Genomic DNA, 14,934 nt, shown 5'->3' on the forward strand with positions numbered 1-14,934 from the left:
ATTTGCAAAGTCAGGATCTTGCAATGCTTGAGTATAATAATCAAAAGCACCTTGATAATCTTCTTGCTCAAGACACTCTTTACCCAAGCTCATATATTTTACAAAAGATTTTGGAACAGTTAATGGAATTCTGATAGCCTGACTGTAATCATCAATTGCACCATGGTGATCTCTTAATTTATAACGGGCTTTTGCTATGTAAAAATAAGCATCTTCATTATCTTCATTATAAAAATAAGCATCTTCATTATTTTGTTTCAGTTCCAATACTTGAGTATAATAAGCAATAGCACCTTGATAATCTTTTTTCTCATAACACTCTTTACCCAAGCGCATATATTCGTCAGCTTCAGAAGATGTCAAACTTTCTAAATAGCTGCGTAAACCGCCAGAATAAAGCAATTCATCTATTCCCACCAAGACTTTACCAGTATTCGATTTAATCATATTAGTTGGTAAAAATCCCGCCAAAATCAGATTGTATTCAGCCTGAGCTTCGCTAACTTCCTCTTGAATTAAAATACAAAGTAGAACAGCATTTTTTTCAATTTCTTCTCGACTAATTGACCATTGAATATTATCAAAATTGCCATTACGGGCTTTAACCTGAATACCAATTGATGAGTCAGAAGTTAAGGTAAAATCAACTTTTCCATCACCACCAACGCGCTTTTCATAGTCAACTTCTGTGACAAAATCAGCTAAACGGGATTTAACAACTTCCTCAGCTAACTTCCCCTTCATATTGTTGATAAAAACATCACGAATAGCGACGCGAGAAGTTCGTCTATATTTTTCCGCCATTTCCCAGCAAAAATCCCGGAATTGGTCTAACCTTTTACCAGAAATGATAGTTAATTCACTATGCTGGACTTTTTCGTCACAGTGGAGTAATTTAGCAGATTTAAGTCTTTGAATAAAATCAGTCTGTTGTGCCTTGAGTGGTGTTGTCCAGTCCATATTGGTTTAAATTTACTCTAGCGATATTTTTAAATAGAATGTGAATAGGAAAATTTAAGCTTAACACCTCAAGAGATTGGACAGGTAATTGCTCAAGTAGGGTAATTTTGTAAGGGCTAACATCTATCCATAAGAATAGTATAGCGTCGCTCTATTTAAATGAGTAGATGCTGAAAGTAAAATAAAATTATCCTTCATTTAAACCCCATCATGGTTATCCCAGAACTTGAACAACAACTCCTTCAGCTTTCGCATGACGATAAACTATATATTATTCAACTCCTTGCCCAAAGCCTAACTACAGGCAACATCCACCCGGAACAACCTACTAAAATCTCAGAATTTTTCCGTCAATCCCCCTTGGCTGAACTCAGTGAAGAACTCGACTTGAACCGAGATCACAACAGCCTACCCCGCGATACCTTCAACCCATGACCTACCTTCTTGATACTTGTCTAATTTCTGAACTTGTTGCCAAACAACCAAATCAAAAAGTTTTAGATTGGGTAGATGCCCAAATTCCAGAAACACTTTACCTCAGTGTAATTACTATTGGCGAAATCGCTAAAGGCATCTGCAAACTTACTGCATCTAAGAGAAAAGAATCTCTCACAACTTGGCTAAATGAAACCCTGCCCAATCGCTTTGAATACAGAATCTTAACTATAGATGTCTCCACAATGGTGTTATGGGGAAATTTAATCGGGCAACTAGAACAGAATGGCCGACCTCTACCCGCTATGGATTCTCTCATTGCAGCGATGCCTTCGGCGAGCGTAGCTATCGCACTTCAACACTCTCTATCACTTGTTACTCGTAACGAAAAAGATTTTGCTGGTACTGGGGTTGTCATCGTTAATTCTTGGTCTTGACTTTTAGAAGAAATATGTCAAACTAATATTTAGATACTCTAATTATTTGAGAAAGGAAGTAAGTCCTGCTCGTGACGAAACTTACGGGAAGAATAGAATCTGCGGAAATACCTGCACAAGTTCCAAAGTCAGTAATATTGCAAACCTTGGAACTGACGCGCCGCTTTGAAAAATCTACAGCCGTTGATACTTTGAATATCTCCGTTGCATCTGGAGAAGTTTTTGGTTTACTCGGTCCCAACGGTGCGGGTAAAAGTACGGTAATTAAAATGTTAACTACCTTGCTACCAGTCAGTAGCGGGAAAGCATACTTAGCAGGTTATGATGTGACTCGTCAACCTGATGCAGTCAGAAGAGTAATAGGTTATGTACCCCAGGCTTTATCAGCAGATGGTAGTTTGACTGGTTATGAAAATCTGTTAATATTCTCTAAATTGTATGATATTCCCCCTCGACGCAGAAAACAGCAAATCGCGGAGGTGCTGGAATTTATGGGTTTGGAGAATGTAGCACATCGTTTAGTGAGAACCTTTTCTGGGGGGATGATTCGGAAACTGGAAATTGCTCAAGCTATTTTACATCAACCCCAAATCTTATTTCTAGATGAGCCAACAGTCGGATTAGATCCAGTTGCAAGAACACAAGTATGGCAACTTGTACAGCAACTGCGGATTGAGTACGGTACAACCATCTTTTTAACTACCCACTTTTTAGAAGAAGCGGATCATCTTTGCAATCGAGTCGTGATTATGAACCAAGGTAAAGAAATTATCACTGGTTCACCCGCAGACTTAAAAGCCGCTATCGGCAACCCAGACGCAACTTTAGATGATGTCTTCATCCACTACGCAGGAAATCAATTAGTATCAGGAGTGAGTTACAGTGAAACTGCAAGAACCAGACGTACCTCTCAACGGTTGGGTTGAACCTAGATATAATCGCCCCAAAGGGATTTTTTCTGGCATCAAAGAACTATTTACCAAAACCCTGGTAATTACTGAATTAGAAGTGCGGAAACTCCGCCATGATCCCAGTGATTTAGTGATTCGGGCTGTGCAACCGGCTTTATGGTTGCTGATATTTGGGCAAGTATTTACTCGGACTCGTGCTATCCCTACAGGTAATTTACCTTACTTGGATTTTATGACTCCCGGTATTTTGGCTCAGAGTGCGCTGTTTGTTGCTATTTTTGCTGGGGGAATGACATTAATTTGGGAACGTGATTTAGGGATTTTGCATAAATTTTTAGCAGCGCCTATACCCCGCGCAGCGATTGTTTTAGGTAAAGCTTTTGCAGCTGGTGTTCGTTGCTTTTTTCAAGTGGTGTTTATTTACTTTTTAGCGATTTTGTTGGGTGTACACCTCAATCTCAATCCTTTGGCTTTTTTACAAGTTGTCCTAGTCATATTTTTAGGTGCTGGTTGTTTTTGCACTTTTTCACTCATCATCGGTTGTTTGGTGAAATCACGAGAAAGATTTACAGGAATTGGGCAATTAATCACCATGCCGTTGTTTTTTGCTAGTAATGCCATCTATCCTATTTCCTTAATGCCAAGTTGGTTAAAGGTCATTTCTCACTTGAATCCTTTGACTTATGAGGTGGATGCTTTACGGGGTGCAATGCTGGCCAATGGCTCAAGTATTTATGGGTTCGGGTTAGATTGTACAATTCTCTTGCTAACATTAATAGGTTTAACCTACATCTGTGGACGACTTTATCCACGGGTGGCAATGTAATCTGGAGAAAAACGGTCTTATGAGTTTGGATAAACCCTCTGAAGAATGTGCCGCTAGGGTGATGGAAACAGTCCCCTTATTGATGCGGTTTATCCGAGCCGAAATGCGATCGCACAGTTCTGACTCTTTATCTATACCACAATTGCGATCGCTCGCTTTTCTGAATCGCAATCCCGGTGCTTCCTTGTCTGAGGTAGCAGATCATCTTGGAGTCACCTGTGCTACAGCATCAACAACTATAGAAAAATTAGTCCAACGCAATCTGGTGCAACGGACAGATAATCCTCAAGAACGACGACGAGTAGTCCTGAATTTGACGAGAGAGGGAAAACTGCTTTTAGAGCAATCCCAGGAAAAAACTCGCGGGGAAATTGCGGAAATTCTGGAGGGTTTGACACCAGAGCAAGTATCACATATTGAATCAGGCTTGACTCTACTAAAAAATGTCTTCGAGCAAACAGAAACCAACTCACCATAACAATAAGGCTGCACAACACGATCCTTTGGCAGCTATGAGATTTCGAGATTATCGGCTATTTACCATTGGGCGTGTAGTCCTCTTCACAGGGGGACAAATGCAGACCGTCGCGCTGGGCTGGGAGCTATATGAGCGGACAAATTCACCGATGGCCTTAGGTGGAATCGGGCTGGCGCAAGTTTTACCCATGATTGCGCTGACTTTGATTACGGGACATATTGCTGATAAAAATGACCGGAAAAAGATTACTTTATTCTCAATGCTGCTATTAATGTTTTGTTCTCTAACTTTAGCGGCTATTTCCTATTATCAAAGTGCAGTTTTTCTAATTTATGCTTGCTTATTATTAACAGGTGTAGCTAGGGCATTTCTCAAACCTGCGGGTGATGCGCTGATGTGGCAGTTAATACCGATGAGTGCTTTTACTAATGCAGCGACTTGGAATAGTAGTAGTTTTCAATTAGCGTCGGTAATTGGGCCAGCTTTGGGGGGATTGAGTATTGCTCTGTTCGGAAGTGCCACAGGAGTATATATATTATCTGCGATCGCTGCACTATCGTGTTTTTTCCTCACCGCAGCCATTAAACCCCAAAAAACTAACTTTAAGAAAGAACCAATATCCCTAAAAACCCTAGCTGCTGGGGCTGAATTTGTGTGGAATAATCAACTAATTCTCGCAGCTATCACCCTAGATTTATTTGCTGTTTTGCTGGGTGGTGCAGTCGCATTATTACCCGTTTTTGCTAAAGATATTCTGCACGTTGGTCCGGTGGAATTAGGTTATTTACAAGCCGCCCCATCAATAGGTGCATTAATTATGGCAGCATTGTTGGTATATTTGCCACCTATCCGCAAAGCTGGGCCGGCCTTACTTTGGTCGGTTGTCGGCTTTGGGATTGTGACAATTATTTTTGGGTTATCTCGTTGGGTGTGGTTGTCGTTGTTGATGTTGGCATTAAGTGGGGCGTTAGACAGCATTAGCGTGGTGATTCGTCATACTTTGGTGCAAATTCGCACTCCTGACCATTTACGGGGTCGAGTGGCGGCTATCAATAGTGTGTTTATCAGTGCTTCTAACGAGTTGGGGGGTTTTGAGTCTGGGTTGACTGCGGCTTTATTTGGTCCGGTGTTTTCTGTGGTTGGTGGGGGTATTGGGACGATTTTGGTGGTGGTGGCAACAGCCGCAATTTGGCCGGAGATTAGGAAGTTGGGGGCTTTGCATGAGGATTTATAGGGGAAAGTATCTCACGCAAAGGCGCAAAGGCGCAAAGGAAGAAATGCGTTAATATTGTAAGATATATGTAGGAAATATAATTAGGGATCAGTATGTCGGCTAAAGATGTCTTTCATGAAGTTGTCAAAAAAGCTCTACAGAAGGACGGTTGGCAGATTACTCATGATCCCCTATCAATTAGTGTAGGCGGGGTAAATCTATCTATTGATTTAGCCGCTGAAAAGCTGATTACGGCGGAAAAAGAAGGAGAAAAAATTGCTGTTGAAATTAAAAGTTTTTTGGAGAGATCATCTGCAATTTCGGAATTTCATACAGCGTTAGGACAGTTTATTAATTATCGAGGTGCATTAAGAAGACGACAGCCAGATCGTGTTTTGTATTTAGCAGTACCTTTAACAACCTATAAGACATTTTTTAATCTTGATTTTCCTAGAGATATGATTGAAGAGAATCAAGTCAAAATGATTATTTATGATGTAGAGCATGAGGTTATTGCAGAATGGATAAACTAACTAGATATCGCCAGCTTGTACAGCAGATTTTACAAGAATATAGCGAACAAAAACCTGCTAACGGGAATATAGAAGTTGAGACAATTTTTGATACACAACGTGACCACTATCAAATAGTTCATGTAGGTTGGGAAGGTCAAGAATGGATACATAGTTGTATTATTCATATTGATATTAAAGGTGAAAAAATTTGGCTGCAATGGAATGGTACTGAAGATGATATTGCAGAAAATTTAGTTGCTGTGGGAGTTCCAAAGGACGATATTGTATTGGGGTTTCAATCTCCTTTTATGAGGAAGTTTACAGAATATGCTGTGGGTTAAAGTATTTTTTTAGAGATGATTTATAAAGTAAACCTTAAATCATAGGGCGCGTTAAGGCTAGTTAGTGCTTTCTTATATGCACAAGTATTTGCATAGCCGTAACACACCCTACTTAATGCTGAACACTTTTTACTAACTCTTTCTCTCCGAACATATATCACATTCCTCAAGTCCTTCTTTAATGAATAAACTAGGGCTACTACTACTCCTGATTTCTCGTGAACCATCTAACTTCAACACATATTCTCCTACTAACATCTTCCAATGATTACATTTTCTATTGAAATGATATTTACTATTTTTATTACTTAAATTACCAATATAATCTCCTTCTAAAAATCTGATTTCCGAGTATTTATTTAGCTTTTTAGTTAGCTGTTCTACTTCATTCTGTTTATACTTAATATTTTGGATTAGCTGATTTACTCTATTATCTAGATCATCCCTCTGAGTTTTTAGTTCAATTAACTTTTTATTTGTCCTATTTAATTCCGCCTGAAGATTATTAATGCTATTTTGCCTATCTTGATTTAAGGAAATATATTTTTTTAATTCCTCACGCAGTTTAAATTCTTCATTCTCACGCTCAAATATAAGCTTGTTAAGACTATTTAATTTATCATTGTAGTTTTGCAACTCTTGTTGCATAGTATATTTTTGTTCAAGTAAGTTTTTAAATTGTTGAGAAAAAATGTTTATTTGCTCTTTAAGTTCTTGAATTATAGTTTCGTTCAGTTTATCTATATCAGATGGTTCAAAATTAGATAATTCCTTGAGAAAAAGGTCATTAATTAGTTCTGCAATTTTATAAATAATTCTCAATCTATTAGGACTTATTTTATGAGCATTTTTAGCAGTTTTTTGAGTTAATACATCTAATGATTCTTTAATTATTGTTTCAGATGGATGACTGTTTCTAACAGCTTTGATTAATTCATCTATGATTTTCTCAATTTGAAGAAAATCCTTTTGAGTTTTACTTGAAGTAATAGATTTAACAAAATCCTGAATTTTAGAGAGTGTACGATACTTTCCATATCTACGAGGATTTAATTCATCTAAAATCTCATATTTCTTATTCCTTAAAGCTTCTATTGTCTTAGCAAGTTTTTCATTACTTTCGGAACTATTGTTTCCTAGTCTATCTAAAATACCCAAATACAACCAAGCTTGAGAATCAAGGTTATTTAATCTCTGTATTTGTTGTTGATTATCTATTTGAGAAATAAAATCAGTCTTTTGTAACTGCTTTTGTAATTGATTAACTTTAGCTGTAATCGTACCTCTAAAGCAACATATAATTAATTCAATAACTTGACCATAAGGGAATGAGTAGTCAGCAAACCAACCAAAAATAATCCAGAATACAAGTGCTGAGACTAGGAAAAATGAAACCTTAAAGTAGCTTAAAAACTTTCCTAATAAGCTCAAAGGTTCTATGTCAGTATCTCGAAGTTCGTAATAATGTTTATTTACGAAATATCTGTGGATTATTGATAAATTGTGGATTTATAATATTATCTGCACTTATGTTAGAACCGTATTGGTTATTTTGAAGAACTTTAGCACTATTATTTGTATTTTCTAATTTTTCAAATCTTAATACAAGTTGTTCTAAGTCATTTTTGAATTGGTTATCTTCTAATACTTTATCTAAAATAATAGTTTGGAGAAGTGCGGTATCTTGTTTACCTTGCTCCAACTGAAAATTTAACCGTAATTTTTCTTGCAAATAATTAAGTATCTGCTTGCCTACTTCCTGTAAACCACCCTCTGTTACGTTGTCTAAAACTTTGAATACAATTTTTGTAGCTTCAATAGCTAATGTAGTTGGTTCTAGCATAAACTGATTTTACTAATGTTTACCGGAACAGTATATCACAAACTTAAAAATTAATCAACTCTATTCTATATTATATGTGTATAAAGTTCTCTTATGTTTTCTAAAGGCTGAAACTATTTCTCATTTTGAGGTTGGCAATATTAAAGTGAATCAATATCAAACTCACGCCGAATACAATAAGAAAAATTGAAAAAATGACCCTTACTTTTAATTCCGACAAATACAAAGAACTATTAACAGCCTATCTTCCCAAAGATATCAGGACTGAAGCAGAAAACGAACAAGCTTTGGTTGATGATATTTTAAATGGCAATCAAAAGATAACTCCAGAATTAACCCAAAAATTAGCAGACTTTTTTCATGTGGAAGCCAATATATTTCATGAATAGGATTATTCTGTAGAGACGTTCCATAAAACATCTCTACATTAATTAACAGTTTTCTCTGAAAAATCCCTAACTACCCCACCGCTACCGGAACTTTATAATAAACTGGCTCATTCCCTGCTTTCCATTTAATATTACAACCAATACTCGGCTTTTGCTGCCAAATAATTTCCTCATCTGCTAAAACATAATTAATCGCTTTTCGCAAATCTTGTCCAGTCACAGGTAAATCATTTTTCGGACGACTATCATCTAATTGTCCCCGATAAGCCAGCTTTCTATGAGCATTAAATATAAAAAAGTCAGGAGTACAAGCTGCAAAAAAATCTTTAGCCGCTTTTTGACTTTCATCATAAAGTAAAGAATAAGATAAATCTATTTCTTGGGCAAAATCTTTAAGTAGTTCTGGTGCATCATTAGGATGAGTATTAATATCATTAGAACTAATTGCTAAAATACCTACATTTCTATTTTTGTAATCTTGTCCTAATTTTGCTAATTCAAATTTGATATGTTGCACAAAAGGACAATGACGACTAACAAATATAACTACTAATACTTTTTTATCAGCAAAGTTTGCCAATGAAATCGTTTTACCTGAAACCACATCTGGGAGATTAAATTTAGGTGCTAAAGTTCCCAAAGGTAACATTGTCGAAGGTGTTAAAGCCATAAAATCCAATTCCTTAAATTATCAAATTACAATTATTTAATGCTTGTAAATCTAAAACCTCTCTCCTTGTAGGAGAGAGGTTTTGATTTCCCCCCTTCCCTTAAAGGGAAGGGGGTTAGGGGGTTAGGTTAAGCTGCTACAAGATTGGGAATATATGCCGCAGAATCTCCTTTAATGGCTTGACTATACTTACCGTCAATACCTAAAGGAAGATCACCAGCAATGGTTACACGCTGCACACGACGGGGTTGATCTCCATAGTCGGCGATCGCATAATGTTGAGTAGCGCGGTTATCCCAAAATGCCACATCACCAACTTTCCACCGCCAACGTACTGTATTCTCAGGTCGTGTAATATAAGATTGCAACAAGCGAATAATATCGGCTGATTCAGTGGGAGATAAACCGCGAATTTGCCGCACAAAACCACCAATAAACAAACCCTTTTCCCCAGATTCAGGGTGAATTCTCACCACTGGATGTAAGGTTTCATACACCGTTGAAGTAAACACATCCCGGTAAGATTTGACTTCTTCCGGTATATCAAAGGCTGTGGCATAATCATAAGCATTGCTATGTACAGCCCAAAGTTTATCCGCTAAATTACGCAAATGCTCCGGTAAATCTTGGTATGCAGTCACCGAATTTGCCCAAATAGTATCCCCTCCCGCCGGCGGAATTACCAATGCCCTCAAGACCGAGCCAAGGGGCGGACGATCTACAAATGTGACATCGGTGTGCCAGTTATTCGCACGGGCAACAGTGCGGCTATAATCTAAATCCAATACTTCTGGATGTCCAGGAAGTGATGGAACTGTGGGATGTGCAGTAGTGATTTCACCAAACCGACGGGCAAAATCTACTTGTCCATTAGCATCAAGTTCCTGTCCACGAAAGAAGATGACTTTATATTCAACTAAGGCTTTTCTGATTTCGCTGATGATTTCATCACTGAGGTGATCAGCCAAATTAACACCTTTAATTTTTGCACCGATGCGTCCAGCAATTGGTTTAACTTCTATGTTTTGATAACTCATAAATCTGTGTTCTCAATTTAGGAATATTTCAATGCAGCGTTTGACTAAGCAGCGACAGGCACAGGAGCGGCAAATTTAGCATATCGCTCAATATAAAACTCTTTGGAGTGTGCGATCGCTTTCACTGATTCACGTTCTTTGAGCGCGTGTTTCCACTGTTTTAAACGAGTAAATTCAGCAGGGATACCAAAGCCACGATAATGTTTAAGAGCAGCCCATCTTTCAAACCAGGGAAAAAAGGTAAAATCAACCAAACTGACAGATTCACCAAACCAGTAAAGACCATCTTCAGAAAGTTTCCCTAAACCTTCATTTTCAATAAATTCTAGATGTTTATAGAGTTTTTGTTTGGCTTCCTCTTGTTTTTGGAAATCTGAACTGCGTAACAGAGTAGAAAAAGCGGGAACTAATCTAGTATTAGCAAAATCTATCCAAATCCGAGCTTGAGCTTTAGCAATGGGTTTATTAGGTAAAAGCGGGGGGTTGGGAAATACTTCATCCAGATATTCATTAATAACTGCTGATTCCCAAATCCGATTTTCTCCATGAGTAATTGCAGGTACTTTTCCATAAGGAGAAACTTTTGTAAAACCTTCTGGTTTATTCTGCAAATCAATTTCAATCAAATCAAAATCAATACCCTTTTCTTGAAGTACCAAGCGGGTACGGTGAGCATAAGGACAAACAACCGCACTATAAATCTTAATGTCAGCCATGTTGGAGTTCCTTTGTAAATTAGGATTTGTGTTGGGGTATGGGGAATTTGTTGACATCAAAAACCCAAATCTTAAATAATTTAGATGTAGAGACGTGACCTGGGTAGGGATTCTCGTCTCTACATTCTTTTCCACCAGATGTCTAATACCAAAACTAGCGCAGATATGACTATTGCCAGTTATCTGTGCATCACCCGTGACGGGTTGGGACAAAATAAAAACTACAGTTTGTTGACCGATTTATGGGTGTTTGTTTTAGTAGTATTACATGACCAGAAAGAAAATTCAAGTGGTTTAACTAAATTTATGGCTGACTAATGATTAGTATATCTAAATAATTATTGAGTTATACTTATGAGTAAGAGTGAAATCAAGAACCATGAATAAAAAAACTGATATTACTGGGTTTCATGCACATATTTATTTTGATACCGTCAGTCGTGAAGCTGCTGCTCGTATAAGAGAAGGTTTAGGTGCTAAATTTGATGTAAGATTAGGACGTTGGCATGAACAGCGTGTAGGACCACACCCAAAATCAATGTATCAAGTGGCTTTTTTACCACATCAGTTTGGTGAAGTTGTACCTTGGTTAATGGTTAACCGTGAAGGTTTAGATATTTTAGTTCACCCAGAAACGGGAGATGATGTCAAAGATCATACCGATAATTCTCTGTGGTTAGGGGAGAAGCTACCCTTAAATATTGAGTTTCTACAAAGGTTAAAAACTATTTAAACTTAAAAAAATGCGTTCTCACACAGTCCTTTTCGACCTAGATGGAACTCTCACTGATCCTAAACCGGGGATTACTCGCTGTATTCAGTATGCTTTATCAGAACTTGGTTATAAACCACCAGATGCTAATGAATTGCTTTGGTGTATTGGACCACCACTGAAAAGCAGTTTTTCCCAGTTATTGCAAACCTCTGATGACACATTACTGGAGAAGGCAATTTTACTATATCGTAGTCGCTTTTCTACGATTGGGTTATTTGAAAACTCCCTTTATCCGCAAATTCCCGAAACCCTAAAAATTATTCGTGCTGCTGGTTATCAGACTTTTGTAGCGACTTCTAAACCTAAAATTTATGCTACACGCATTATTGAATATTTTGATTTAGCACCTTTTTTTGATGGTGTTTATGGTAGCGAATTAGATGGGAATAGAAGTGTGAAAGGTGATTTAATTTCCTACATTTTAGAAAGGGAAAGTCTTTTAGCTTCCACTGTGGTTATGGTAGGCGATCGCTTACATGATATAATTGGGGCTAAGAAAAATAATATTGCTGCAATTGGTGTGACTTATGGCTATGGAAGTAGGGAGGAATTGGAAACTCACAAAGCTGATTTAATTGCTGATTGTCCAGATGAGATTCCTACATTGCTGCCTTTGATTTGATCGCTCAACTCTGATCACTATTAAAAGCGATACTTACAGAAAATTATGCTATGGCTAATAAACATCATTATGACTCTTCACTTAAATAAGATTGGCGACTATTACGAACATGAATAATGGCGATAACATCTTCTTCGACTACAAACAAAACTCGATATTTTCTTTGTTTTCCAATCCAGAGTTGACGAACTTCACCACCAATTACTTTTGCTTCTGGTGCTATCATACAGCGACTAGGAAATTTTTTTAATGATGCTATAGCATCTTCAAGTTCGTAGTACCAATTGTTTGCTACTTCAGGACTCAGATTATCGCACATCCAACGATAAGCAGTTTCGATTTCTAAAAAAAGCTGTAGGTTGAATAATAACTTGGTAATTCATGAGCGAGGAGGAATATTAAATTTGTTTTTTAGGGTTGCTAATGCTTGATCTGCTGGTATTCCTTCACCTTGCTTAAATTCATCTAGTCCTTTACGAATACCTACTATTGTTTCTAAGTAATCAATTCGTTCTAAGAGTTCTTGATATGTACTTAGAGGCTGTTTTGGGGTTGTTTTCAGTGATTGTAAAAAACTCAGCAGATCCTCTAGGAGTTCGTTGGGGGTGTTGTCAATTTCTTGTAAGAGTAATTCTTTGATAGTCATTACAGTTAACCGTGAAGATTGATGTTTCTATTATAGTGATATCTTTGCTGTGATCGTGTAACGAATATGGTAAGCGTTCGATAACTGTATAGAAAGTGCGATCACTTCTCACTTCGTTCGTAGTATGTATCGCTTTTGGGGAATTTGCAGAATTTAAAGCAGGGAATTGCCGCGAAATCTGATGCACTACACAACACAACGATTCTGGCAACTTATATTTTAAGCTACTTTGATTTTACTCAGTAGTCAAATACAAGTATATTTGTACTATACATTTTTTCTTTTTTCAAATTGAGCGATCGCGTTTCACCCGCCAGAGACGATTGGCTACGCCAGTGCCGGAGGCGATCGCACACCCTGCACACTTTAGAGCCATCAAATACTTAGAATATCTAACAATTAGGTGCTAACAAATTTAGTTAATCAATTTTTTCTTAAAAGGTACTTGCTTTTTCATGAGAGTTATGAGATTCTACTATTAATCTACGATAACTCAGTCGAGATACAGTAGTTTATTGACAACCCACCACTAACGCTAATGCCTACAGCTATGGCTAAGGAGTTGAAAAAGCTTTGCTAACAACTAAATATGCAGCAGTTACAGTGGCATAGCTGACAACCGCTATCCCAGAAAATTTTTATCATTCTATATTCATTTAGTAAAAAATATTACTTGGAGTCTGATATGGGCAAACAACAAAAACAACTAAGACTAGGTGCATTTTTACCCGGAGCAGGTCAGCACGTAGCAGCTTGGCGACATCCTCAAGCACAGAGTAATGGCGCTCTTAACCTTGAGCATTATAAACAGATAGCCCAGACAGCCGAGCGCGGTAAATTTGACGCATTTTTTCTCGCTGACGGTTTAGCCTTACAACAACGCCGTGGTGCGGAAGGACGCACAGCCTTCGGTGGAGACTTTGAACCTGTCACCCTCTTTTCAGCCTTGTCTGCGGTGACAGAAAAGATTGGTTTTATCGCCACTGCCTCTACCACTTATGAAGATCCGTATATTCTCGCACGCAAATTTGCTTCCTTAGATCATATTTCTGGGGGAAGAGCCGGCTGGAACGTCGTCACAACTGGTAGTAGTGAAACAGCCGGTAATTTCGGTTTGGAAAACCATCCTATTCACGCAGATCGCTATATTCGCGCCCATGAATTTATTGATGTAGTCAAAGGTTTGTGGGATAGTTGGGAAGACGACGCTTTTGTTCGTGATAAGGAAACAGCTTTTTACTACGACCCCAATAAAATACATGAACTTAACCATAAAGGCAGATTCTTTTCCGTGCGCGGACCTTTGAATATTGCCCGTCCGCCCCAAGGTTATCCTGTAATTGTGCAAGCAGGTTCTTCTGAAGATGGAAAAGAACTTGCGGGTAGGACTGCCGAAGTTATATTTACTGCTCAACAAACCCTAGAAGATGCTCAAGCCTTCTATGCAGATGTTAAAGGTAGATTAGCAAAATATGGACGCACACCAGACCAACTCAAAGTTATGCCCGGTGTCTTTCCCGTAGTTGGGATTACAGAAGCAGAAGCAAAAGCTAAGTATCAGGAACTACAGGATTTAATTCATCCTCAAGTTGGTTTAGCTTTATTACAAGGACTTATAGGCACGGATCTTTCCTCTTATCCTCTGGATGCACCACTACCAGATTTACCAGAAACCAATGATAACAAAAGCCGCCAAGCATTATTAATTTATATTGCTCGCAAACACAATTTTACCATTCGGGAACTTTATCAATGGATTGCGGGAGCGCGTGGTCATTGGACAATTATCGGTACACCAGTACAAATTGCAGATCAACTAGAAAGCTGGTTTCTCAATGATGCTGCTGATGGCTTCAACATTATGCCACCTTATCTTCCTGGTGGACTAGATGATTTTGTTGACTTGGTAATTCCTGAACTACAACGGCGCGGATTGTTCCGCACTGAGTATGAAGGAACAACTCTGCGTGAGAATCTGGGTTTATCTCGTCCGGTTAATCAATATCAAAAGGTATTAGCAGCAGTCTAAGTAATTGCCACTACACAAAAATTTCAGGACTTACGCAAAATATCTCTCAAAACCTCATTTCTCTGTGAACTCTGTGCCTCTGTGGTATGGC

21 protein-coding genes are annotated in these 14,934 nt (G+C 38.0%); 13 read left to right on the forward strand and 8 right to left on the reverse strand.

Going from position 1 to position 14,934, the window contains the following annotated elements; translation table 11 throughout:
• Positions 1 to 960 (reverse strand): tetratricopeptide repeat protein (locus CA730_RS21895; RefSeq protein WP_157750080.1); only part of this gene is annotated, 960 nt, incomplete at its 3' end.
• A 210-nt stretch (positions 961 to 1,170) separates the two neighbouring features.
• Between CA730_RS21895 and CA730_RS21900 the strand changes: the two genes are divergently transcribed.
• From CA730_RS21900 to CA730_RS21935, 8 genes are all read left to right on the forward strand, one after another.
• Positions 1,171 to 1,395 (forward strand): hypothetical protein, encoded by a 225-nt coding sequence (locus CA730_RS21900; RefSeq protein ID WP_096670530.1) that lies wholly within the window; start codon positions 1,171 to 1,173, stop codon positions 1,393 to 1,395.
• A complete protein-coding gene (locus tag CA730_RS21905; RefSeq protein ID WP_096670532.1) occupies positions 1,392 to 1,832 on the forward strand; it encodes a type II toxin-antitoxin system VapC family toxin in 441 nt (146 codons plus the stop codon). The genes CA730_RS21900 and CA730_RS21905 overlap by 4 nt, the downstream gene beginning before the upstream one ends.
• A 71-nt stretch (positions 1,833 to 1,903) precedes the next feature.
• Positions 1,904 to 2,758 (forward strand): ATP-binding cassette domain-containing protein, encoded by an 855-nt coding sequence (locus CA730_RS21910; protein WP_096670534.1) that lies wholly within the window; start codon positions 1,904 to 1,906, stop codon positions 2,756 to 2,758.
• Positions 2,715 to 3,569, forward strand: a complete 855-nt coding sequence (locus CA730_RS21915) for an ABC transporter permease (protein ID WP_096670536.1) — start codon at positions 2,715 to 2,717, stop codon at positions 3,567 to 3,569. Before CA730_RS21910 ends, CA730_RS21915 begins: the two co-directional genes overlap by 44 nt.
• Before the next feature lie 19 nt (positions 3,570 to 3,588).
• Positions 3,589 to 4,047, forward strand: a complete 459-nt coding sequence (locus CA730_RS21920) for a MarR family winged helix-turn-helix transcriptional regulator (RefSeq protein ID WP_027401245.1) — start codon at positions 3,589 to 3,591, stop codon at positions 4,045 to 4,047.
• Positions 4,013 to 5,281, forward strand: a complete 1,269-nt coding sequence (locus tag CA730_RS21925; protein ID WP_096670538.1) for an MFS transporter — start codon at positions 4,013 to 4,015, stop codon at positions 5,279 to 5,281. The genes CA730_RS21920 and CA730_RS21925 overlap by 35 nt, the downstream gene beginning before the upstream one ends.
• Positions 5,282 to 5,373: 92 nt before the next feature.
• Positions 5,374 to 5,793, forward strand: a complete 420-nt coding sequence (locus CA730_RS21930) for a XisH family protein (protein WP_096670540.1) — start codon at positions 5,374 to 5,376, stop codon at positions 5,791 to 5,793.
• Entirely contained in the window at positions 5,781 to 6,116 is a 336-nt protein-coding gene (locus CA730_RS21935) for a XisI protein (RefSeq protein ID WP_096670542.1), read from the forward strand. The genes CA730_RS21930 and CA730_RS21935 overlap by 13 nt, the downstream gene beginning before the upstream one ends.
• A gap of 132 nt (positions 6,117 to 6,248) precedes the next feature.
• Here CA730_RS21935 and CA730_RS21940 read toward each other — a convergent pair whose 3' ends face one another.
• Complete coding sequence (locus CA730_RS21940) at positions 6,249 to 7,547, reverse strand: hypothetical protein (protein ID WP_096670544.1); 1,299 nt, start codon at positions 7,545 to 7,547, stop codon at positions 6,249 to 6,251.
• A 37-nt stretch (positions 7,548 to 7,584) separates the two neighbouring features.
• On the reverse strand, positions 7,585 to 7,959 hold the full coding sequence (locus CA730_RS21945) for a hypothetical protein (protein ID WP_096670546.1): 375 nt from the start codon (positions 7,957 to 7,959) through the stop codon (positions 7,585 to 7,587).
• 194 nt (positions 7,960 to 8,153) lie between these two features.
• On the opposite strand from CA730_RS21945, the gene CA730_RS21950 reads away from it, so the two are divergent.
• On the forward strand, positions 8,154 to 8,348 hold the full coding sequence (locus CA730_RS21950) for a hypothetical protein (protein WP_096670548.1): 195 nt from the start codon (positions 8,154 to 8,156) through the stop codon (positions 8,346 to 8,348).
• Between the two features lie 70 nt (positions 8,349 to 8,418).
• Here CA730_RS21950 and CA730_RS21955 read toward each other — a convergent pair whose 3' ends face one another.
• The 3 genes from CA730_RS21955 to CA730_RS21965 form a co-directional block, all read right to left on the reverse strand.
• A complete protein-coding gene (locus CA730_RS21955) occupies positions 8,419 to 9,018 on the reverse strand; it encodes a thioredoxin family protein (RefSeq protein WP_096670549.1) in 600 nt (199 codons plus the stop codon).
• Between the two features lie 128 nt (positions 9,019 to 9,146).
• Positions 9,147 to 10,055 carry a TauD/TfdA dioxygenase family protein gene (locus CA730_RS21960; RefSeq protein ID WP_027401253.1) on the reverse strand — a complete coding sequence of 303 codons (909 nt, stop codon included), beginning with the start codon at positions 10,053 to 10,055 and terminating at the stop codon, positions 9,147 to 9,149.
• A gap of 44 nt (positions 10,056 to 10,099) precedes the next feature.
• Positions 10,100 to 10,771 (reverse strand): glutathione S-transferase family protein, encoded by a 672-nt coding sequence (locus CA730_RS21965; RefSeq protein ID WP_096670551.1) that lies wholly within the window; start codon positions 10,769 to 10,771, stop codon positions 10,100 to 10,102.
• Positions 10,772 to 10,909: 138 nt separating this feature from the next.
• Here CA730_RS21965 and CA730_RS21970 point away from each other — a divergent pair, with 138 nt between their 5' ends.
• The 3 genes from CA730_RS21970 (at position 10,910) to CA730_RS21980 (ending at position 12,168) form a co-directional block, all read left to right on the forward strand.
• Positions 10,910 to 11,089, forward strand: a complete 180-nt coding sequence (locus tag CA730_RS21970) for a hypothetical protein (RefSeq protein ID WP_096670553.1) — start codon at positions 10,910 to 10,912, stop codon at positions 11,087 to 11,089.
• Positions 11,090 to 11,150: 61 nt separating this feature from the next.
• Complete coding sequence (locus tag CA730_RS21975) at positions 11,151 to 11,504, forward strand: DOPA 4,5-dioxygenase family protein (RefSeq protein WP_096670555.1); 354 nt, start codon at positions 11,151 to 11,153, stop codon at positions 11,502 to 11,504.
• A gap of 10 nt (positions 11,505 to 11,514) precedes the next feature.
• On the forward strand, positions 11,515 to 12,168 hold the full coding sequence (locus CA730_RS21980; RefSeq protein WP_096670557.1) for an HAD family hydrolase: 654 nt from the start codon (positions 11,515 to 11,517) through the stop codon (positions 12,166 to 12,168).
• Positions 12,169 to 12,235: 67 nt separating this feature from the next.
• Here CA730_RS21980 and CA730_RS21985 read toward each other — a convergent pair whose 3' ends face one another.
• Together CA730_RS21985 and CA730_RS21990 are read right to left on the reverse strand one after the other, a co-directional pair.
• Positions 12,236 to 12,487, reverse strand: a complete 252-nt coding sequence (locus CA730_RS21985) for a type II toxin-antitoxin system RelE/ParE family toxin (protein WP_231939908.1) — start codon at positions 12,485 to 12,487, stop codon at positions 12,236 to 12,238.
• Positions 12,488 to 12,547: 60 nt separating this feature from the next.
• Positions 12,548 to 12,814 (reverse strand): prevent-host-death family protein, encoded by a 267-nt coding sequence (locus tag CA730_RS21990; RefSeq protein WP_096670559.1) that lies wholly within the window; start codon positions 12,812 to 12,814, stop codon positions 12,548 to 12,550.
• A gap of 685 nt (positions 12,815 to 13,499) precedes the next feature.
• Here CA730_RS21990 and CA730_RS21995 point away from each other — a divergent pair.
• The gene (locus tag CA730_RS21995; RefSeq protein ID WP_096670561.1) at positions 13,500 to 14,843 is read left to right on the forward strand and encodes an LLM class flavin-dependent oxidoreductase; all 1,344 of its coding nucleotides are present in this window, start codon (positions 13,500 to 13,502) and stop codon (positions 14,841 to 14,843) included.
• Positions 14,844 to 14,934 lie beyond the last annotated feature (91 nt).

It is taken from the genome of Dolichospermum compactum NIES-806, from assembly GCF_002368115.1.
Lineage (GTDB): Bacteria > Cyanobacteriota > Cyanobacteriia > Cyanobacteriales > Nostocaceae > Dolichospermum > Dolichospermum compactum.